This window comes from Acinetobacter sp. PK01, from assembly GCF_022819285.1.
GTDB classification, from domain to species: domain Bacteria; phylum Pseudomonadota; class Gammaproteobacteria; order Pseudomonadales; family Moraxellaceae; genus Acinetobacter; species Acinetobacter tandoii.
The window spans coordinates 1,759,943-1,781,621 of record NZ_CP094643.1 but is presented as its reverse complement, the minus strand read 5'-3'; the positions used below and the strand labels follow the sequence as shown (position 1 = coordinate 1,781,621).

The 21,679-nt window shown below is 37.9% G+C and carries 22 protein-coding genes; 12 read left to right on the top strand and 10 right to left on the bottom strand.

The window, feature by feature from the left end; genetic code table 11:
• Positions 1–35: 35 nt before the first annotated feature.
• Positions 36–440, bottom strand: a complete 405-nt coding sequence (locus tag MP622_RS08490; RefSeq protein WP_044739419.1) for a Cd(II)/Pb(II)-responsive transcriptional regulator — start codon at positions 438–440, stop codon at positions 36–38.
• 63 nt (positions 441–503) lie between these two features.
• On the opposite strand from MP622_RS08490, the gene MP622_RS08485 reads away from it, so the two are divergent.
• Together MP622_RS08485 and MP622_RS08480 are read left to right on the top strand one after the other, a co-directional pair.
• Positions 504–1,142: a cation transporter gene (locus tag MP622_RS08485; RefSeq protein WP_243790478.1), complete on the top strand. Its 639-nt coding sequence runs from the start codon at positions 504–506 to the stop codon at positions 1,140–1,142.
• A 453-nt stretch (positions 1,143–1,595) separates the two neighbouring features.
• Positions 1,596–2,075: a hypothetical protein gene (locus MP622_RS08480; RefSeq protein WP_243790477.1), complete on the top strand. Its 480-nt coding sequence runs from the start codon at positions 1,596–1,598 to the stop codon at positions 2,073–2,075.
• A 21-nt stretch (positions 2,076–2,096) separates the two neighbouring features.
• Here MP622_RS08480 and MP622_RS08475 read toward each other — a convergent pair whose 3' ends face one another.
• Entirely contained in the window at positions 2,097–2,885 is a 789-nt protein-coding gene (locus MP622_RS08475) for a DUF2071 domain-containing protein (RefSeq protein ID WP_243790475.1), read from the bottom strand.
• A gap of 105 nt (positions 2,886–2,990) precedes the next feature.
• Entirely contained in the window at positions 2,991–3,830 is an 840-nt protein-coding gene (locus MP622_RS08470; RefSeq protein WP_044739423.1) for a hypothetical protein, read from the bottom strand.
• A gap of 259 nt (positions 3,831–4,089) precedes the next feature.
• Between MP622_RS08470 and MP622_RS08465 the strand changes: the two genes are divergently transcribed.
• Positions 4,090–4,656: a TetR/AcrR family transcriptional regulator gene (locus tag MP622_RS08465; RefSeq protein WP_104440858.1), complete on the top strand. Its 567-nt coding sequence runs from the start codon at positions 4,090–4,092 to the stop codon at positions 4,654–4,656.
• A gap of 458 nt (positions 4,657–5,114) precedes the next feature.
• Here the strand turns inward: MP622_RS08465 and MP622_RS08460 are convergent, their stop codons facing one another.
• Positions 5,115–5,894: a ferredoxin--NADP reductase gene (locus tag MP622_RS08460; RefSeq protein WP_016167459.1), complete on the bottom strand. Its 780-nt coding sequence runs from the start codon at positions 5,892–5,894 to the stop codon at positions 5,115–5,117.
• Between the two features lie 105 nt (positions 5,895–5,999).
• On the opposite strand from MP622_RS08460, the gene tsaA reads away from it, so the two are divergent.
• Positions 6,000–6,716, top strand: a complete 717-nt coding sequence (gene tsaA, locus MP622_RS08455; RefSeq protein WP_243790473.1) for a tRNA (N6-threonylcarbamoyladenosine(37)-N6)-methyltransferase TrmO — start codon at positions 6,000–6,002, stop codon at positions 6,714–6,716.
• A gap of 5 nt (positions 6,717–6,721) precedes the next feature.
• On the opposite strand, the gene MP622_RS08450 is transcribed toward tsaA, so the two are convergent.
• The gene (locus MP622_RS08450) at positions 6,722–7,654 is read right to left on the bottom strand and encodes a sensor domain-containing diguanylate cyclase (protein ID WP_243790471.1); all 933 of its coding nucleotides are present in this window, start codon (positions 7,652–7,654) and stop codon (positions 6,722–6,724) included.
• Positions 7,655–7,912: 258 nt separating this feature from the next.
• A complete protein-coding gene (locus tag MP622_RS08445; RefSeq protein WP_104440855.1) occupies positions 7,913–9,172 on the bottom strand; it encodes a DUF4010 domain-containing protein in 1,260 nt (419 codons plus the stop codon).
• A gap of 252 nt (positions 9,173–9,424) precedes the next feature.
• Between MP622_RS08445 and MP622_RS08440 the strand changes: the two genes are divergently transcribed.
• The 5 genes from MP622_RS08440 (at position 9,425) to MP622_RS08420 (ending at position 14,899) form a co-directional block, all read left to right on the top strand.
• Positions 9,425–11,182 carry a GspE/PulE family protein gene (locus MP622_RS08440; protein WP_243790469.1) on the top strand — a complete coding sequence of 586 codons (1,758 nt, stop codon included), beginning with the start codon at positions 9,425–9,427 and terminating at the stop codon, positions 11,180–11,182.
• Between the two features lie 420 nt (positions 11,183–11,602).
• Entirely contained in the window at positions 11,603–12,343 is a 741-nt protein-coding gene (locus MP622_RS08435) for a hypothetical protein (RefSeq protein WP_243790467.1), read from the top strand.
• A gap of 70 nt (positions 12,344–12,413) precedes the next feature.
• A complete protein-coding gene (locus MP622_RS08430; RefSeq protein ID WP_243790466.1) occupies positions 12,414–12,779 on the top strand; it encodes a NirD/YgiW/YdeI family stress tolerance protein in 366 nt (121 codons plus the stop codon).
• Between the two features lie 101 nt (positions 12,780–12,880).
• On the top strand, positions 12,881–13,543 hold the full coding sequence (locus tag MP622_RS08425) for a response regulator transcription factor (protein ID WP_243790464.1): 663 nt from the start codon (positions 12,881–12,883) through the stop codon (positions 13,541–13,543).
• Positions 13,544–14,899, top strand: a complete 1,356-nt coding sequence (locus tag MP622_RS08420; RefSeq protein WP_243790462.1) for an ATP-binding protein — start codon at positions 13,544–13,546, stop codon at positions 14,897–14,899.
• Positions 14,900–14,990: 91 nt separating this feature from the next.
• Here MP622_RS08420 and MP622_RS08415 read toward each other — a convergent pair whose 3' ends face one another.
• Positions 14,991–15,161, bottom strand: a complete 171-nt coding sequence (locus tag MP622_RS08415; protein WP_243790460.1) for a hemin uptake protein HemP — start codon at positions 15,159–15,161, stop codon at positions 14,991–14,993.
• A gap of 140 nt (positions 15,162–15,301) precedes the next feature.
• On the opposite strand from MP622_RS08415, the gene MP622_RS08410 reads away from it, so the two are divergent.
• Positions 15,302–16,201, top strand: coding sequence for a thiamine phosphate synthase (locus MP622_RS08410; RefSeq protein WP_243790458.1), 900 nt, complete (start codon positions 15,302–15,304; stop codon positions 16,199–16,201).
• 44 nt (positions 16,202–16,245) lie between these two features.
• Here MP622_RS08410 and MP622_RS08405 read toward each other — a convergent pair whose 3' ends face one another.
• Together MP622_RS08405 and mrcB are read right to left on the bottom strand one after the other, a co-directional pair.
• Positions 16,246–16,794, bottom strand: coding sequence for a tetratricopeptide repeat protein (locus tag MP622_RS08405; RefSeq protein ID WP_151504317.1), 549 nt, complete (start codon positions 16,792–16,794; stop codon positions 16,246–16,248).
• A gap of 16 nt (positions 16,795–16,810) precedes the next feature.
• The gene (gene mrcB, locus MP622_RS08400) at positions 16,811–19,210 is read right to left on the bottom strand and encodes a penicillin-binding protein 1B (RefSeq protein ID WP_151504098.1); all 2,400 of its coding nucleotides are present in this window, start codon (positions 19,208–19,210) and stop codon (positions 16,811–16,813) included.
• A 188-nt stretch (positions 19,211–19,398) separates the two neighbouring features.
• Here mrcB and MP622_RS08395 point away from each other — a divergent pair, with 188 nt between their 5' ends.
• Together MP622_RS08395 and MP622_RS08390 are read left to right on the top strand one after the other, a co-directional pair.
• Positions 19,399–20,304 carry an NAD(+) kinase gene (locus MP622_RS08395; RefSeq protein ID WP_016167471.1) on the top strand — a complete coding sequence of 302 codons (906 nt, stop codon included), beginning with the start codon at positions 19,399–19,401 and terminating at the stop codon, positions 20,302–20,304.
• Positions 20,305–20,306: 2 nt separating this feature from the next.
• Positions 20,307–20,579: a YeaC family protein gene (locus MP622_RS08390; RefSeq protein ID WP_016167472.1), complete on the top strand. Its 273-nt coding sequence runs from the start codon at positions 20,307–20,309 to the stop codon at positions 20,577–20,579.
• Between the two features lie 99 nt (positions 20,580–20,678).
• Here the strand turns inward: MP622_RS08390 and MP622_RS08385 are convergent, their stop codons facing one another.
• Positions 20,679–21,674 (bottom strand): glycosyl transferase family protein, encoded by a 996-nt coding sequence (locus MP622_RS08385; RefSeq protein WP_243793420.1) that lies wholly within the window; start codon positions 21,672–21,674, stop codon positions 20,679–20,681.
• Between the last annotated feature and the right edge of the window lie 5 nt (positions 21,675–21,679).

The window sequence follows — 21,679 nt, the reverse complement described above, 5'->3', positions numbered from 1 at the left end:
TCAAAAAAGGATTCAACCCAGTAAATTAGTCGGTTTTATTCTGATAAACCTAGATTTTTCAAAATTTGACAGTGATCAATGGTGGTATTGCTGGAACAGGATTGACGTAGTTCCTGTAACTGGCTTTGAAATGAGATCAATTCGGCAATGTTTTTTTCCACTTGTAAAATATGCTGTTCGATCATTTGATCAACAACTTGGCAGCCTTGTTGTGGTTGTTTAATGAGATCAATCAATTGTTGAATTTCGGCAAGAGACATATCCAAGCCACGACACTGTTTGATAAATTGCAGCCTTTTTAAGGTTGCTTCATCATAATATTTATAATTATTTTCGGCACGGTAGCTAGGAATAATCAGATGTTTTTTTTCATAAAAGCGTACTGTATCAACAGGTAATTGTGTTTTTTTTGCGAGTTGGTGGATTAAATAATGCTGCATAGCTTGACCTTAGAGCGAGTCCATAGTTTTAAATAAGCATAATATAGATCAAGGAGTATGGAAATGGCTTGTAGCTGTAGTCATGAACCCGCACCAATCAAACCCAATAGTAAATTTAGAACAGCTTTATGGATTGCACTGATTATTAACCTGACGATGTTTTTTGTTGAACTGATTGGTGGCGCTTATGCACACTCTTCAGCACTCTGGGCAGATTCACTCGATTTTTTTGGTGATGCAGTCAATTACGCTATTTCACTGGCGGTGTTGGGTGCAAGTTTATATTGGCGTGCCACTGTTGCGTTACTGAAAGGTTTGACGATGGCGAGTTTTGGTCTAATCGTCATCACAAAAACAGCTTATAGCTATGTTCAAGGTATTCCACCCGAAGCCATTACGATGGGGATGATTGGTATTTTGGCTTTAATTGCGAACATGATTTCAGCCGTGATTCTTTATGCCTTCCGTGATGGCGATGCCAATATGCAATCGGTTTGGTTGTGTAGCCGCAATGATGCAATTGGTAATGTTGCTGTAATTTTTGCTGCAATAGGGGTGTTCGGTACAGGCAGCTTAATTCCTGATTTAATTGTGGCTTTAATTATGTCAATTCTTGGTTTAACAGGTGGTTATCGTGTGATTAAACAAGCTTTGGCAGAGCGTAATAGCAGTAAAACTGTGAGTAGTTTGGAAGAGTGTTAATAAGTAACGTCGAATTGAATAGTCGATCTAGTAACTTGTGATGATTGTGGATTTCATCACAAGTTGAATTATGTTGTAAATTTTCTATTAAGATTCATTTATATTTCATTGATTTTTACCTATAATTTCTCAAATTTACTTTTTATAAAACCATAAATTTTTAAATGGTCAGGGATAGAATGTGTGTATTGTTGAGTGAAAAATAAAAAATGGAATTTCTTTTTTATTTAAAGAAGAAAAATTGGAGATATCAATAAAATTTTAAAAAAGAGGAAATATGCCAAAAGTTTTTAAAAGTAAAACTGGTTGTATTTATTTGCTATTTCAAATTATTTTCTGTTTTATTTTTTTGATAGTTTTAATACATATTTATTAATTTTTAATCTATGTATATTTTATTCAATTGCAGCTTTTTATTCGAGTAAAAAATTTGAATTCTATCTGATATTTCTTGTGATGGTGGGGGCATTTATCTATTCATGGATGTCTTTTTTTAATAAAAACCCCAATCTTTATGTTAACAATAACAACTATATAGAGGGGTATTATTTAGTAGATATTCCAAAAAATAAAACTCGTCCACTAGGGACACTTACAGGTCGAGATAGTTGGATTGAACCTGCATCATATAGAACTTTGAGGTTGAAAGATAAAAAGAATAATTCAAAAATTATTATTGAATGCTCTATTACAGAGTTAGGTTGTCCATTTTATAAAGATGTTGGGAGAGAGGTGTATGTGAAATATGTGGTAAGTGATTTTTATTCCAGAAAATATGCATTCTATCTTGATGGTGGTGATATTTATAACGAAGATTATTTTAAAAGAAAGTATGAAAAAGAGAACTATAAAAAATTATTCTTTATTATTTTCTATATGGGGAGTTGTTTTGCTTTCGTCTTGTTTTTTGTTCGCAGTAAATTTGTGAAATAAAAAATTAGTTCTCATTTTATTTCACCGAATGACTTGTGGTGGAAGATAGATTGTAAATTCATTAATCGGTTCTATCAGAGAACTATACGGATTCAGTTGATCTTCAAACGAAACTAAATTCAGTCGATCAAGCAAGTCAAATTTTGCATGAAGCAGTTGAGCTGGTTTTAACAGTAGACGATCATGCCAAACACGATAAGTCCCTAATTGACCATCACGACGATGATAAAAACCTGCGAGGGGATGGGTGAGATAAACTAAATGACTTTCTAAATCTGGGAAGCCTGCATAATTCCACAGATCATGTTCAGATTGGGTGAGTTGTAATTCAGCATTTGCCCATGCCGATTGGGTTTGCATCTTATAGTGGTTGTAATTTCCTTGTTCATCCTGACGACAATCAAAATTGAACTCAGCTGAATGCCAAGGGAGTTGCCATAAATAGCGTGGGATGATCAGCGTCCATGAATCTAAAGTTGTTCCTAAAAACCAAACACAGCGTTCCTGAGTGTGTTGATCAATCACATAGACACGGTAATCGGTTTGTTGCATTGTAAAATTGGGAAAAGAAAAAACTGCAGAAGTGAAATCCATATTGATAAATGGCACAACCGACATCAGAGCTTGCTCTTTACCTTGATATTCAATGGTATCGAGTTTGAACCGAGGTGGGATGATGGCATTTAAGCGTGCAGGATCGAGCGCATAAGTAATGATTGCAAAATGTTGTAACTTACATTGCACATCAATCCCTTTGGGTTTTGGGCGTGGATGTAAACATTCTTTAAATTTGAGATTTGGAAAACTCATTGAATTTATTATAAAGTTTATTTTAATTGTACTTATTCTAAGGAAAGTCATTTTTGCAGTAAAGCCATCGACTAAATATAGGTCGATGTGGAAATAACATTGCAATTAAGTGCTGAGTAAATTCATTTTGTTCCAGAATTTTGCCCAAAGATCTAAATATTCTTGTACAACAGTTTGATATTCAGGTTTTTGACTGCCTTGATAGCTTTGAGTGAGAAGTGACCAAATATCATCTTCGTGATTGTCATCATTGGCTAATCTATAGCTATCATCCACAATACCGTGACAATCATAATAGCCTTCCGTGAAAAGCGAATCATATTTCTCTAAATTGATGCGTAACGCTTCGCTATATTTAATCACTTGTAATTCGGCACAGGCTAAAATGAGCAGCAGGTGTTCATATGAGTTTAAATGTAACTGAATAAACTGATTGAGTTCATACGCTTCGTTACATATTTCTTGTTCATCAAATGGATCAATTTCTAAAGCGTGCAGTAGATCCATGAAATAAACCAAATGTGATTTACTTGGAGAACTCAGTTGTAATTGGTAGGTGTTAAAACCTAACTCATCAATCAGATTTAATGATAACAAGTAACGTGCATACGCTTTGGCGTGTACACGCTGTTGTATATGAATATTGGGGTGATGCTCTAATTGACATGCTTGATAGATAAGCATACTTAATGCATCGGTAAAGACTTTTACAATTGCAGCGAAATAATTGATATGAATCAACTTGAGTTGTTTTAGTGAAAGAGCTTGATTGTGTAAGCGTTCTAGAATTTTTTGTTTAAATAAGGGATGTTCAAGACTGTACTGTTTGAGTAAGTTCACTTGCTCGACATGTTGATGCCATAGAGAAGGCTCAACCGAATGTCGAATAAAATTTAAAGCTTCCAATCGGGCATTTTCTGATTGTGTAAAAGCAAGTGTACTCATGTTTGAGATATCAGATTTTGGATAATTTAATCATATTAAAAAAAAGTTAAATATGCTATAAACATTTATACGAGATACTTCACTTTTCCTGATTTATTATTATAGAATAGGTACATACGAAACTTTACGTATGATTTTATTCATCTGATGTAAATAATGATATAATATAATCCATACGTTTCTTTGTTTTAAAAGATGCTCTTTCTTAATTTCATTTTGACCCACTTCTGCTTAAAGATAAGTTTGGTAGGTAAATAGCATGTCCAAAAAAGACGACATTATTAGTACTGCGCTTCATCTTTTCAATTCTTATAGCTATAACTCGATTGGGATTGATCGAATTATTAGTGAATCGGGTGTCGCTAAAATGACATTCTATAAATATTTTCCTTCTAAAGCGAAACTGATTGAAGAGTGCTTACACCGTAGAAATATGAATTTACAAGAATCTTTAGATGCAGCAATTGCTCAGTGTCGAGCTGAAGAATATTTAGACCATATTAAAACCATTTTTTACTGGTATCACGCTTGGTTTCAAATGGATGACTTTAATGGATGTATGTTTCAAAAAGCAGTTGAGGAAGTTTCCAAGGTTTATCCTTCGACCATGCAACCCGCTATGGAATATAAAGAATGGTTAACTGAGCGTATCCGTTTTGCATTAGCAAAATTAGGGGTGAATCAGTCGTCTCAACTGGCTGGTCTATTGGCCAGTATTTTGGATGGTATGACCATACAAGCTCAAATGGATAAGAATTTAGTCAAGATTGATGAGTATTGGAAACGCGTTTATAAGCTGATTCAGCTTGAGCTCATGGAAGTCTAAATAGACTTCCATTTGGTGAGATGAGTTAAGTCACTTGAACGGGCATTCAAATAAAAAAGCGTGAATACCGTAATGGTATTCACGCCTCGCTGATAGTTCCCTGATATTAATATTTTAGCCGGCCCCGAGCAGAAGCTGTCTAAAATATTAATGTTTTAGAGGAGCTTGGAATCTCCTTTCTTATATAATTTATTATAATTATTATAAAGTACCCTCTGGATTGATTATAAATTACATCAGCTCAACAAAGTCACATCCTGAACTAGACAGACCTGTCTGTTCTTGAATCGAATTATAGGAGTTTTTATTGATTTCGACAACACTTTTTAGTCGTTTTATTGGATTTTATGACGAAATTTTGCGTTTTGGGTTAAAAATTATACATTTTTTGTAAAAATTAAATGACTGAAAAATAAAAAAAACCGAGGGATTTCCTCGGTTTTAACTTGAAAAGAAGATTACTTCTCAACAAATGCACGTTCAATGACATAATCGCCTAAAACACCCATGCGTGGTGATTCTTTAAGACCATGTTGATCTAAAAGTGCAGCGACATCATCAAGGAATGCTGGGCTACCGCAAAGCATTGCACGGTCAGTTTCTGGGTTGAAACGTGGTAAACCAATCTTTTCAAAAATTTCGCCAGTTTCAATGACTGTCGTAACGCGACCTTGGTTCGGATATTCTTCACGGGTAACAGTAGGGTAATACACTAACTTGTCTTTAATGCCAAGTTCTTCGAAAAACTCGTTGTTTGGTAATTCATTTAGAATAAGGTCTTGATAAGCCAATTCAGAAATGAAGCGTGTACCGTGTACCACAATGACTTTTTCAAAACGTTCATACGTTTCAGGGTCACGAATAGTTGATAAGAATGGTGCAAGACCTGTACCTGAAGAAAGAAGATATAAATTTTTGCCTGGATTTAAGTCATCAAGAACCAAAGTACCTGTTGGTTTTTTAGAAACTAAAATTTCATCGCCAACTTTTACTTGTTGTAAAATAGAAGTTAAAGGACCATCTGGTACTTTAATTGAGAAAAACTCAAGTTCTTCTTCATAATTTGCACTTGCAATAGAATAAGCGCGCATAAGTGGCTTACCATTGACTTCAAGACCAATCATCACAAATTGACCATTTTTAAAACGTAATGCGGTATCACGCGTTGTCTTAAAACTGAAGAGTGTGTCATTCCAGTGGTGTACGTGAGTAATCTTTTCGACGTTAAAAGCAGCCATGAAAGGTCTCAATAAATTATCAAATTAGAACAGCTTGCTATTCTAATCTAAAATCATTCTCTATAAACTGAATATATTTAATTGAACTTATCAGAAAAAGTGATTATGTCTGAGATTCAACTGCCAATTATTGGAATTATGCATTCACCGTATCAGGAGAAATTTGGAATTCCGCGACAGCCCAATTTGGTTCAAGTTCAGTCTTATATAGAGATGCAGGCACCTTATAATGATTTGGCTGCGTTTGAAGGGATTGAAGAGTTTAGTCATCTATGGTTAGTCTGGCAGTTTCATGATAATAAGAATCAGCATAAAAAAGACCAGTTCCGTGCGCAAGTTCGTCCACCACGTTTAGGAGGGAATAAGAAAATAGGGGTGTTTGCTACGCGCAGTATGTATCGACCTGCGCCAATTGGATTATCGGTTGTAGAGTTACAAGCGGTAAAGAAAGAGGGAAAGTCTGTCAGAGTTTACATTACAGGAAGTGATTTGTTAGATGGAACCCCTATTCTAGATATTAAACCCTATATTCATTATTCCGATGCTGTATTTGAGGCAAAAAGCGGTTATGCACAACAAGAACCAAGGCGAATGCATGTGCAGTGGTCAGAATTTGCTACATTAGAAAAGCAGCGCTTGCTGACACAGCAATTGATTACTCAGTCGCGATTTGACGAATTAGATCAGGTATTGTCATTAGACCCTCGACCAGCATATCAGCAAGATAGTGATCGAATTTATAAAATGAAATTTGCTCAACTCGATGTAAGTTTTGTTATTCAGAGTCAAAACTTAGAGGTCATTGCTTTAGATTTCATTTAACTAATCTAGTGGCGGTTGAGTTTATCTTGGTACATGTTTTTGTCGGCTTGTAAACATGTAGCGAGAATTCCATCACTTGGATCACGCAGAGCGAAGCCAATTGCAGCGCTAATTTGTTTTGAGTTTAGGTTCTGCATGATTCGTTCTAAGTGAGCCTGAGACGATTCGAAGTCATTTTCTACGGTTAATATGGCAAATTCATCGCCACCTATACGTGCAATAATATCGGTATTACGACAACTTTCTGTTAACACTGTAGCGGTTTGACGAATGAGTTCATCGCCCGCAGCATGTCCATGTGCATCATTCATGAATTTGAGATCGTTTAAATCTAGCATAAATACTGTGGCGTGATGTCCATAGAATTGGCAACGTTCTTCTTCAGCGAGGAGAAACTGATCCCAAGCCCGACGGTTATAGAGACCTGTAAGTGGATCACGTAGCGCTTCGGCCTGTAAACGTTCATTTTTACGGGTCTGTTCAATTTCTCTCAATTCGGTTTGTAAGATTTGACTGAGTAAATCTCCGAGTAACTCAATTAAACTTTGCTCTTCTTTAAGGCTTTCAGATTTTGGTTCTGGATCAATCGCGCATAAAGTTCCAAACAAGCTACCATCTTCTTTGGTCAGCGGTTGACCAATGTAGGCTTTAATTTTGAGCTGTTGTGCAATCGGCGCTTGGCGATACGCGGGAATATCATCGGATAGGGGGGCAATTTTAGGACCATTGCCCAAGACCATCTGAGAGCAAAATGAATCGGCCCAATTAAAGACTTGCCCAGCATGTATATCATAACCATGATCTTCTGTTTGTAAGATAATCCAGTCTTCACCTTCTACACGGGTAATCATCCAAAGACCGAAACCGAAACGTTGATATAAAAAATTGAGAACAGCTTGTCCTGCATCATGAAAGCTTTTAAAACCAATGTCGTTCATTGCACGAACCTTTTACAACGAATAAGGGGAATAAGTTCAGGTATTATTTTAAATGATTCATAATTAATAATTGGTTGTATCATACAATAATGTAAAAATGAATCGATTTAAAATGCGAGTTAAATCTCATTTAAAATAATTAATGTGTAGTATCTTCATTATTGCTGTTTTTATAAAATAAGGGATTTTACCAAATGTGAGTCTAAATCCTGCTTTTAATGGAATAGAGTAAATGGTGAATAATATACACAAAATAGTCTAAGGTATCATCCACCATAAGATCAAAATAAAAACCAGCATATGTAAAATTTGAGCAGGTGCAAAGGCTAGGGCATATTTACCTCCGCCTGTAAGGCCTGCATTGATAGATTTGGCGATTGCATGGGCCGCCATTCCTAAAATAAGGGCATAGACAAGCGTGTGATTGGCAGGATCACCTTGTACAACAATTGCAGCAATTGCGGCATGAATTTCAAATAAGGATGCTAAAAGTGTCCCTATAATTAAGCCCGCATCGCCTAAGAGTAAGCTTAAACCATAAACTACCGCCTGAATAATCGTGAGTGTTGCTGCAATAATGGCAGCTTCTTTCAGGCTAAACATGCGCCCATCAGGATGTTCTGTTGGTGTCGAGGGTTTGGTTTTACGCATAAGCCAAAGTGCCCACAAAATTAAAATACTTATGGCGGCAAGAGCTGGCAGAATAATGAGTTTTAACCAGTTTAAATTAATTCCAGCGACGATGAGTAGCAGTTGTAAGAGCGTGGCAACACAAGATAATAAGGCAGCACCTGCATTCGGTACTGCTTCAGCACGCCCTGCACGAATCTCCATACCGAGGCTGGCAATTGTGGCGGTACTTGATACAAAACCAGAGGCTAATGCAGATAAAATCAGTGCATTTTTTGCTGAGAGTAAGCGTTTCGAAATATGGGCAAGTGCTTGAACAGCAAGAATTAAAGCCAGCAATTTGAGAATAATGTGTGGGTTTAATACCGTACCCCAAAGTGGCGTGTTAGGCGTTAATGGCAATGCCACAAGAATCAGTGCAAGTAAGAATAGTCCATCTCGAAACTCATGTTCAGTTATCCATTGACTAGCAAAGCCATGAATTGGATGTTTGAGCATCAAAATAATGGTAAGTATGACCGATAATCCTGCTGCGAATGGCGCATGCCATATACAAAGCGCACCAATAAAATAGGTCATCACAAAGGCTAATTCAGTTGTGACCCCTGGGTCATCTATTTGGTTACGAAGGGAGAATACGGTTATTGCTCCAACAATTATGGCACCTACAATACCAATGACGGTACCTAAGGCAAAACATAATGCACCCATCAAGGCACATATGGCAAAAGAACGTACACCTGCAAAACTGTTTGGGTTTTCACGTTGTTTGCTTCTTTCTCTTTCTAATCCAATTACCAAGCCACAGCCCAAAGCTACGGCCATCATAGTTAACAGCTCTTGAAAGGATGCTTGTTCTAAGGTCTGGTTAAATAGGAGATCAGACATGAGCAAATTCGAACCTTATTATTGTGAGTCTATATTTATGTGAATAATGGATTTTTCTTATGCTTTTTCCCCAATAGAGGATATTTTATTCTTTATACCATAATTTAAACAAAACTTTGAAATATCTCCTTAGATTAAAAGTTTCAATATGAAGATATTAGTAGGTTAATCAGTAGTTTTAACCCTTTAAGTCGATGAACATTCAAGAAATAAAGTCTGTTATAGTGTCGCTAGAAATTGAGGCTTAGAATAATGAATTTTAATTTTGAAATTGATACAACTTGGTGTTTAGAGCAACTATTTAAAGATGGACGCATTGATGAGCGCGAAAAATTATTAGTACAAACTACGCACCGTCAACGTGAACAACTCAAATGGCATCCATTACAGTGGATTGCAAATTTTAATTTAAAAGACCAGCTTCATCCTCAAGCGACCTTATCTCTAAATCGTTTAATGCAATGGCTAGCAGATAAATCTAGCCTTCCTTTATATGTGATTGATCCACTCAAAGCAGATGTGGGTGCGCTGACCAATGTAATGTCGCAAGAGTTCGCTGTTCGTAACAGAATTCTTGCAGTAGAAGTAAAAGCGGACGAAATTTTAATTGCAACGGATCAACCCTATAAAACCGAATGGGTGGGAAATTTAGAGCGCAGTTTGTTACCGAAAAAGATTCAACGGGTGCTGCTCAGCCCAGATCAGTTACAACGTTATTTGGTTGAATATTATCAGGTAAGCCGGGCAGTATCGAACTCGCAGAAGTCTGGTACTTATGATCGTGAAAATAAAGGTGTGGAAGCCTTATTACAATTAGGCGACACGCAAAATCCTGATGCGAATGATCAGCATATTGTAAAATTGGTCGATTGGATTTTACAGTTTGCGTTTGAACAAGGTGCCAGTGATATTCACATGGAACCGCGCAAAGATACGGGTAAAGTTCGATTTCGTATTGATGGGGTATTACATACGATTTATAACATGCCAGCGAATACGCTGACAGCCGTGATCTCACGGATTAAGATTTTGGGTCGTATGAATGTTGCGGAAAAGCGTAAACCACAAGATGGACGTTTAAAAACCCGTACCCCCAAAGGACAAGAAACGGAATTACGTTTATCCACTTTGCCGACAGCATTTGGTGAAAAGTTGGTGATGCGTATTTTTGACCCAGAGGTTTTAGTACGTAGCTTTGAACAGTTGGGTTTTGAAGGTAGCTTGTTAAGTGATTGGCAAAGTTTAACCTCATATAGTCACGGCATTATTTTGGTTACAGGACCAACAGGTTCGGGCAAAACCACGACTTTATATTCTTCCATGAAGAAGTTAGCAACGGATCAAGTGAATGTATGTACGATTGAAGATCCGATTGAAATGCTGGAACCAAGTTTTAACCAAATGCAGGTGAACACTGCAATTGAGCTGGGTTTTGCGGATGGTGTACGTGCACTCATGCGTCAAGACCCCGATATTATTATGGTGGGGGAAATCCGTGACCACGATACAGCCAATATGGCAATTCAGGCGGCATTAACGGGTCATTTGGTGCTTTCAACGCTACATACTAATGATGCGCCATCGAGCTTGACCCGTTTACATGATTTAGGTGTGCAACCATTTTTGACTGCGGCAACAATTCTTGGTGTGTTGGCACAGCGCTTGGTACGTCAACTTTGTCCACATTGTAAAAAAGAAAGTCATATCAATGAAAATGAATGGGAACATTTAACGTTTGATTACATTATGGAAATGCCCGAAAAAGTTTATAGCGCCGTCGGTTGTGAAGCATGTCGTCATACAGGATATAAAGGGCGTGTCGGTATTTACGAATTTATGCCACTTAGCTTAACCACGAAGCAATTGATTGGTGCCAATGCCAATTTGACAGAGTTACGGCAACAAGCCAAAAAAGAAGGCATTGAACCTTTACGTATTGCAGGTGCACGTAAAGTGATTGCGGGTATGACCACTTTAGAGGAAGTGTTACGTGTGGTGCCGTTGAATTAGGGGATTTACACGCTTCATTTTATTGGCAGCATAGAAATTGATAGTTCACCTGAATCTTGTTTAAGCTGATGTTTTCATAATGAGTGTGAATGATCAGCTTGTTTTGCTGGCTGAGTTGATCAGTACATAAGGAAGTATATTTACTGAACGGCCTGCAACCTTTCGGGTTTTGGGCTGCGCTAAATGATAGGTTCCTTTGAATGTTTAATATTCTTATGTATAAGGGATATTGTTTAAAAAATCATTACGTCGCTTCAAACTTTAAGAGAAAAATATGAATTACATAAAATAAATTTCTATCATAGGGTATAAGGACTAGATTTTTGGGCTTGATGTAGTTGCTTTGCTGATGTCTCTAGTCCTTATATTTTTTAAATTAATTTCTTATTCATTCTTCGGATTAATTCAATGTTTAAGTGTATGGATAAATTAAAAATTAAATTCAGTTTAAAAAAATTAGCTTTATTTTTGGTTGTTATTTACTCAATTCTGGTTGTTTTTTGGGTGGCACGTGATGATGGTTTTTATGGAATAAGAATTTTATCTATATGGTCCATTGTGATGATGTGCATCATAATTTCTTATTTTATATATTTGGATTTTAAATTTAAATTGGAACCTGCTGAGAAAGAAAATTATGATAAAAATATAAAAATTAAATTGCTTTTAGGGGCTTTATTGGTGATGCCTATGGTGATGGGTTTGCCTGATAAATTAGCCATTCTTTTTTATAATATTGATAATGGGTATGAAAAAGCAGAGGTCTACAATGTAGAGATTAGTAGGTATTTAAAAACAGGGACTGGCAGACAGGGTGGAGATATATGGGCAACTGCAAAAAATCTTACGGGTAGACAAGAGAAATATGTATTAATTTGCAATTTGATTTCTCTGGTTGAGTGTGATTTAGGACATTTAAAAGGAGAGAATGCAGTTGTAAAGCTATCTATGGATAATGGTTACCCATTAAAAGATAGAAGTTTAGTATATAGTTTTAAAAGTAAAAGCTTAAATATTGATGAAAAAGAATGGATTAATTTGTATAAAGAAAACAAACGATATATTTTATTATTTTTCATCTTAATTTACATTCCATCGATTTTGTTTGCTTTTTTTGTACCTCGTCTTTTTAAATCAGATGCTGTATTGAGAGAATCTTAAGATTCCACTCATGTTGTTTTGTTTTAATGACTTTCATCAAATGAAGACATGAATATGTGAGGGTGAAGTAATGAAAGTAATTTCTAAAATCGCGGTCATTGCAGCTTTAGTGGGTACAGTCAGTAGCTTGGCATTTGCCAATACAGCAGCGGTAAATCAGCAAGCCATTGCGCCAACGCAAAGTACTGTAAAGCAGGTATTAACTTTAAAAGATGATACACCTGTAAAACTTAAAGGCTATGTTGTTAAAGCTTTGGGCGATGAAAAATATCAGTTCCAAGACCAGACAGGTAGTATTACGGTCGATATCGATGATGAATTATGGCGTGGTCAACCTGTATCGGCAAAAACACCAGTTACACTAACAGGTGAAGTGGATATTGATTATCTTCCAACCAAACGTGTTGAAATTGATGTTGATACTTTAACTTTTTAATCAGACATCCATTGAACTGAAGCCACATGCAAAACATGTGGCTTTTGCATTTTAAATCCAATCAAGGCATGCTGATGATAAGCATGTGATGTGAGTACACGATGCGTATATTATTAGCTGAAGACGATCACTCTCAAGCCGAGAGTATTAAAACTTGGTTAGAAATGGACGGTTATAATGTAGATTGGGTTGATCGTGGAGATTATGCAATTCATGCCATAGAACAACACCAATATGACTGCATTCTTTTAGACCGTGGTTTGCCACAAGCTACGGGAGATGACATTCTTAAAACCATAAGAACACGGCAGCAAGGTATTCCTGTTATTTTTATTACAGCAAGAGACAGTATTCATGACCGTGTTGAGGGGCTAGATTTAGGAGCCAATGATTATTTGGTCAAACCGTTTAGCTTAGAAGAATTATCAGCACGAGTTCGTGCTCAATTACGTTTGCAGCAATCATCGGTAGGTCAGTATTTATCTTTTGCCAATTTACAACTCGACCCGCAAGCTAAGGTTGTTCAGCAAAATGGACAGGTGATTCATCTCACTGCGAAAGAATTTCAGATTTTATATAAATTAATGCAGAAGCCTGAACATATTGTGACGCGTGAACAACTTGAAGAGTCACTGTATGCATGGGGTGAAGAAATTGAAAGTAATGCAATAGAAGTATTTATTTATCAATTACGGAAGAAAATAGGCGCTGATTTGATTAAAACGGTTCGAGGGCTAGGCTATCGAATGAATCAGGATACTTAAATGGCTGCCAAGCATATTTCATTGCAAAAGAGACTGGTTAAGACGTCTGTGCTGAGTTCAGTTGCAGCAGGCGCAGTGGCCTTTGTTTTATTGGTGGGCATTTCGATATATCAAAGTATGAGTATGCAAGACGAAATTATGGATGAAATTGCTGATGCTTTGCTTCTTGTTCACCCCAATCAAAATGAAGGAGCACATATAACGCAGTTAAGTGATGAGTTTGATCTACAATATCAGTTGATTCATCGACAAAAGGTTGTGCTTCAATCCGATTCATTTGAATTGGCATCTATGGTGAATTTTTTAGATATGCAGCATGAGCATTTTGATTACGTTTGGTTTCAACATGCGCTGTGGCGAAGTTATCAATCCTTTGATCAGGATACTCAGATGCAAGTGGTGATTTATCAACCTATGCAAGTTCGTTTTGAAAAAATCTTGAGTAGTTTTGCGATATATGCTGTTTTGTTAATGGTCTTGTGGTTATTACAGTGGTTATTTTCACATTTCGCGATTGCACGTCAGTTCAAAGTCATGCAAATGCTATCTAAAAAAATAGCGGATAAAAGTGCACAGGACTTAACGCCAATTACGCAGAATGAACCCACCATTGATGAGCTTCAGCCCATTATTTTGCAATTAAATCAATTATTACAACGCCTAGATCAATCATTGCAAGCAGAGCAGCGCTTTACCGCAGATGCATCGCATGAATTACGTTCACCACTGTCTGCAATTCAGTTGCGTTTGCAGGTACTCCAACGAAAATATCAAGATCAGCCTCAATTTACGCAAGAATTACAACTCATTCAGCAAGATGTTAGCCGTGGTACCCAAGTGCTGGAAAACCTCTTGCTTCTCGCGCGTTTAGATCCGACTGACACCGCAGATTTACCATTATCATCGCTTAATTTAAGCCAACAGGTGCTGGAAGTCTGGAATAATTTGGAAATATTTAAGCAGCAGAAACAAATCCAACTCGTGTCCAATTTGGAACCCTGTTGGGTTAAGGTAAACACTGAATTAATGACGGTTTGTTTACGTAATCTTCTAGATAATGCTATACGTTATAGCCAACCTCATGGACGTGTTTATATACAGGTAACAGCCGAGCAACAACAGGTGTATCTATGTATTGAAAATGACGGTGAAGGGGTAGACAGCGACACGATCTCACGTTTGGGTGAGCGTTTTTATCGGGCTTTAGGCAGTAAAACGACAGGTTCAGGGTTAGGGCTTTCAATCTGTAAAAAAATTGTGCAACTACATCACGCGAGCATAGATTTTTCAACATCTTCTTATGGTGGCTTAAAAGTAGAGTTGTACTTTAGAAAATTTGAAACACCTGAAATTTGAGATATTGTTCTATTTAGCCTATAAATAAAAAAGCAGTACGCGCTGACATACTGCTAGTTCCCACGTTTATTATTATCAGTTTATTTTGTTTTTATTTCGTGAGAATAAGACGATTATTGCGAGTTAAACGTAGACGATATTCTTCACCTGCATGCATGATGCGAATTTCACGTCCAAGGGCAAAAAGATTGTTGGAATGTAGCATTGGTAGTGCATGTGCAGCTTCAGTGTGACGTGTAAATAAGCTAAAAGGTACGTTCATTTTTGTTTGCTCCGTGGTGTATTCTTGCGTGGTTTAAATGATAATCATTATCGAATAGATCTGTCAACGGAAATTTTAGCAATTTATAAAAAAACAAAATTTACTTACACTGACACTAATTTAAAGTGATGGAACCAGTTATGTCCAAGCCGAATATTCATGTCGCTATTGCCTTATTACTGCATCAAAATAAAGTCTTGGTTGGGTGGCGCAATGCTGAACAACATCAAGGAAATAAGCATGAATTTCCTGGAGGGAAAGTTGAAGCGAATGAAACACCTTTAGAAGCTTGTCGCCGTGAAGTTTTTGAAGAAGTTGGGGTAGGGCTGAATGACTGGCACACATTCGATGTGATTTGTCATGAATATGATGATGTCGTGGTAAATTTACATTTATTTCATGCCATTGTGCCCGAAGCATTACTGAATGAAATTCAACAACCTTGGACATGGTATAGCCGTGCAGAATTGCTGAGTTTGAATTTCCCGAAAGCCAATTTTAGTATTTTGCAACGCTTATATTGGCCAAATCAAATTAAAATTTCTGAGCATTTGAATGATTTGGAACAACTTAAACCGCAGCAATTATTATATTGGCGTGTTGAACATACAGCAGCAGATTTGGAAGATTTAGAACAATTATCTGAACAACAAGCAGGTCATTTAATTGTCAATGTGCAAGCGTGGCAAAAATTGACGTTGCCAATGCAGAAGAAAGTAGCTGCAATTCATCTCAAACAACATCAGTTGATGACAGTTAAGCGTGGAGAATTACCTGCCGGCTTTCGTTTCATCGCAGCTTGTCATGATGCTGTGGCCATGAAACATGCACAAAATATTGGCTGTGATGCGATCATTTTAAGTCCTGTTTTGGCTACAGCGACACATCCTGATGTTGAGCCATTAGGATGGGCTCGTTTTCAAGAATACGCTCAACAAGTGGATATTCCTGTATTTGCATTAGGAGGAATGCATGTCGAGCTGTTACAACAAGCGCAATCACATCATGCTTACGGTATTGCAGGAATCAGATATCTTTAAAAAAAACGTAGTAAATTCTTCATAAAGTGTAGAACAATCAGGCATTAAAGTGACTTTAATGCCTGTTGAGCTTGTTGTACGGTTTTACTATTATTTTGCTTTTGCCCTGCTTTGGCTATGGCTCCCCAAAGTTGCTTTTTCATAGCTTGGGTTTGTGCATAGCTTAAGCCCCGACGGGCTAAAGCTTCCGCATTTGCAGGCTGATTTTTTTGATTGGCAACTAAAGCCAAAAATAAGAAAGTTTCCGCTGACTGCGGTGCTAGACGCTGTGCACGTAAAGCAGCCGCTTCAGCATCATTCCAGCGTCCTCGTTTATAGGCTTGCTGTGTTTGCTGCATTAACTGTTTAAAGGCTGGAAGTGAGCGTCCATCTTCAAATTTCTGCTGAGATTTTTGTTCAGGCACCACGACCTGCATTTTTTGCCGTTTAATCTCGGGCTGATCATACGGTGTAATCACCACACCAGAAGATTTTGGTTGAGCAGCTTTGGGCTTTTCGGTGGTAACAGCAGGTTTAGCACTTTCTGGCTTGGGTAGGCTTTGACAACCAACCAAAGCCATTACAGCAGCAGAAAGGAGAATCGGTCTCAGCATATACAATTACAATTCCTTAGTTGGCATACGTTCCGCTCGAAATGACACGACCTGAATTTTGATCCAAGTCATTTTGCATGTCACTTTCACTCTCGCGGATATAGTTGTCCATACTATCGGGTTGCGCTGGTTGGTTCTGGTTCATTTCCGTATCAGGTGTGTAAACTGGTTCCACTTGGTAATGAGGAAAGCCGCATGCTGTAGCACGACGTGGTACAGCACTCCTTAATAACGGTATATACAACGCACCTTCACAACCCTGAGCCGATAAGTTGCCTGAGCCACTATCGATCCATTGCCATTGCACATCGTCGGTTTGACGTAAATTGACTGGTTTTTGACGTAATTGACTCATGACATTGGTCCAAACAGGTAAAGCACCTGAAGAACCAGTCAGTCCAGTGACTTTATTGTCATCTAAACCAAGCCAAACCACACTGAGATAATTGCCTGAATATCCTGCAAACCATGAGTCACGGGTATCATTTGTGGTGCCAGATTTACCAGCAAGCTTTAATGAACTTGGCAATGTGCTGTAAGCAGAACGACCTGTACCAGAGTTCATTACCTGTTGTAGGCCATAGTTCACAATATAGGCCGCCGCAGGATCGATAGTTTGTTGCACGGTTAAACTGTAACGCTCTAAAACACGACCATTAGAATCGACCACCGAGCGAATCGATTTAATTGGGTATTTGAAACCGCCTGTAGCAAAGTTTCCATAAATACTCATGACCTCCATCGGAGACATATCAACCGCACCCAAAAAGATAGAAGGGTAGGTTGGAATGTTGGAAGTTACACCAAACTTTTTCAAATGATTACTAAAGCTAGCTACTCCAAATTCTTGTCCCAGACGAACCGCAGACAAGTTATAAGAATTAGACAAAGCTTGTACCATTGGAACCACGCCATGTTCACCACCACTATAGTTTTTTGGTGTCCAAGATTTGCCTTCACTTGGAATGCTAATGTAGCTGTCTTCGATTGGGCTGGCCCAGTTATAACGTCCAGACTCAATCGCACTCAGATAAATCACAGGTTTGAGTAATGAACCGACTTGGCGTTTTGCATCGAGTGCACGGTTAAAACCAGTAAAATCTTGGGTTGAACCTAGCGCAGCAACCAGTTCACCATTTTCTGGATGAGAAACTAAAACCGCACCTTGTAAGTCTTTTAATCGATTTGGATTATTCTTTGTTAAACGCTCAACAGAATCTTTAAATGCAGTTTGAATGTTGGTTTGTGCAATTGGATCAAGCGTAGTGAAGATTTTTAAACCTTGATTGGTTAAATCAGATTCTTGATATTCAGTCCGTAATTGACGACGCACAATATCTAGAAAATCAGGGAAGCGGGCAGGTCCTAACGTTGGTTTTGCCAAAACATTTAATGGGCGAGCAATTTCACGTTCATATTGTTCTTGTGATAAATATCCCATCACAAGCATATTATTCAACACGATATCGCGACGCTTTTTAGCACCTTCTGGGTTACGCCAAGGATTGAACAAAGAGGGTCCTTGTACTAAACCAACCAAATAGGCTTGTTGCGAGATATTGAGTTCACGTAACGGTAAACCGAAGTAGAATTGTGATGCCAAACCATAACCATTAATTGAATAGTTGCCGTTTTGCCCTAAGTTCACTTCATTTAAATAAGCTTCAAGAATTTCATCTTTGTTGTAATGTAGCTCAACCAAGAGTGCCATTAAGGCTTCGTTGACTTTACGTTTTAAAGTACGTTCTGGGCTTAAATAAAAGTTTTTAACCAACTGTTGGGTAAGTGTCGAACCACCTTGGCGTTTTCCTCCAGTCACATTACTGACCAAAGCTCGCGCAGTCCCTCGAACAGAAATACCATGATGCTTATAGAAGTTACGGTCTTCAGTTGCAATTAAGGCTTCAATTAAAGGTTTTGGCACATTGGACAATTTAATCAGAACCCGATCTTCATTGTGCTGCGGATAAATACCGCCAATCAATAAAGGTTCTAAACGCGCAATCCCTGTTGAAGATGGTTTGGTTGCACTGACTTCACTAATTTGATCATTCGCAAAACTAACTTTTAAAACTTGTTCAGGTTCAACACTATCACCGAAGTCAAAGCCGCGAGTGTGCACATATAAAGTATCACCAGAGCTAACATAGCTCCCTGATTTCGCATAACTATCCGCATTTTTATAACCTAAAAGTTTCAATTCTTGATTGAAGTCTTTCTGGCTAATGGCTGCATTGGTGTAAATTTCTAGCGGACGAGCAAAAACCTTCGCAGGAATATCCCAACGCTTACCTTCAAACTTTTCTCTCACAATATTATCTAGACGAATCAGGTAAAAACTAAATGCTAGAAAAATACCAATGACCAATATGGAGAAAATAAGTGCGAATAATCCTATGCCACGTTCAAACTTCATAAAAAGTGATAAGATCCTGATAAATTTTGCTAATCATGCGAAGCTTTTTTCCAATTTGCAATAATAAATCTGTCACAGATGCGAAAAGCTATATAAATGTTTGAGCTAATCAGGCTATTTATAAGGTTTTTTATTTCAATCGGGTTAATGGTATCATAAGCCAGAATCCTAACGGAGCGATCACATAGGTGCAACTTTCACACAAGTCTTTTCGGAATATTGGATTAATTGGTCGACCAGACAAATCTTCTGTTGTTGAAACTTTAAGCCTCATTCACGATCATCTTATGAGCTTGGGTTTACATCCTGTTTTTGATGCAGAAACCGCCGAGCTTGTCCCTTATAAAAATACACAGACAGTCAGCCGAGCATTATTGGGTGAGGTTGTAGATTTGGTTATTGTGGTTGGGGGTGATGGTTCCTTATTACATGCTGCTCGTTCTTTGGTGAAATATAATACGCCTGTGATTGGTGTAAACCGTGGACGTTTAGGGTTTCTTACAGATATTAAACCAACTGAAGTCATCTATAAGCTTGATCAAGTCTTACAAGGTGAGTTCCAGCAAGACCGCCGTTTTTTGTTGGAAATGGAAGTTCGCTCTAAGGGTGAAACGATTCATGATGCAATTGCCCTAAATGACGTTGTATTGCATTCGGGTAAGTCTGTACACATGATTGACTTTGAATTAAACATCGATGGGCAATATGTGTATCGTCAGCACAGTGATGGATTGATTGTTTCTACACCAACCGGTTCAACTGCTTATGCGTTATCGGGTGGTGGACCTATTGTGCATCCGAGTATGGATGCGATTTCCTTAGTCCCGATGCATCCGCATACACTCTCATCACGTCCAATTGTTGTGGGTGGTCATAGTGAAATTAAAATTCTGATTCGTGAAAATCGTGTATTGCCAATGGTCAGCGCCGACGGGCAACATAGTGTTTCACTCAATGTAGGAGATAGTTTGCATATCCGCAAACATCCATTTAAATTAAACCTCTTGCACCCACCTGGGTATGACTTTTATATGGCTTGTCGTACTAAACTAGGTTGGAATCGTGATTTTGATTCATTGCAACAACAGGATTAAAAATGAATATTGAACAAATGCTGGCTGTACTTGATCCAGATATTGTTGGTCGTTTAAAGACTGCGATTGAAATTGGTAAATGGCCAAATGGTGTTGCATTAACCAAAGAGCAACGTGAAATTTGTATGCAAGCTGTGTATGCGTGGGAAATGAAGCATTTACCAGAAACTGAGCGTAGCGGTTATATTGACCGTGGCACGAAAGAAGAAGGTGAAGAGTGCGATGATGATCATCACAAAAACGAACCTGAATTTAAGCCAATTCGTTTTGTTTAAGTCAAAAAGTTTTGCAAATAGCTAAGATAGAAAAAGGACTCCAGATAGAGTCCTTTTTGTTAATTGTTATATTGTTGTCATTACATTGGAATGGCATGCTTAGAAGCGATTTAACCAAAGCTCTTTCGCCTTCAGCATCGCATTAGGGTAACTTTCACAGACTCCCATGGTATACAAGGCAATGCCCATGGTTTCTATGACCGCAGTTTCACCATATTCATGGTGTTGTTGACCTTGCCAGACAGATTTAAATAGAGCTAAATCAAGTTCTTCCTCAACTGGACTTCGATTTTCTGTCAGTTTAGGAAGCTCGTATTCATACAATTCTCCATCTTTAATCCCACAAATTAGGGTTTTTGCATCAGGGTTACGCTCGAATTCACCACCTTCACCTTTAATAACGGCACTGTTTTGATAACCAAGTTTAAAAGCAGTTTGTTGATGAGAGCTACGATAGGCGGGGTGGAAAATGGCTTGTAAAGTGGCTTTCGCGTTAAACGGATTAATCAGTCGCGCTAGCGTATGAATTGGCGAGCGTAATCCCATGACATTGCGTAATGCGATTAGTTCACTCAGGATGGGCGAAATAACTTCTAAAGGTAAATAGGCAAAATTACGTTGTTGTAGTTGCTGCTCAACCTCATCTTGATTTTGACAGATGGGAAAACCTAAATATTCAAGTACTTGTTCGGTATACACGCGATTTAAGGTGTGCCCAGATGCACCATGCATGACAATTTTATAGCCATGATGTGCCAAAGTTAATGCGGCTAATAAGAACCAAGGATAATGCTTACGTTTACCTGCATACGAAGACCAATCCAGATCAACATCAAGAGCTTTAAAATTTAATGTGTCACGCGTTGCTTGTACAAAACCTGCCAATTCGTCTATAGACTCTTCTTTCACACGTAACAGCATCAAAAAAGCCCCCAATTGCACATCAAGGACTTCATCGTTCAAAATCATTTTGAATGCTTGATAGGCTTCATCATAAGTGAGTGATCTTGCACCATTCTTTCCTTTACCAACAATACGGACAAATTGGGCAAAAGGATGCTCAAAATCTTTGTATAAATTTCTTTTGGTTGTCATTTGCT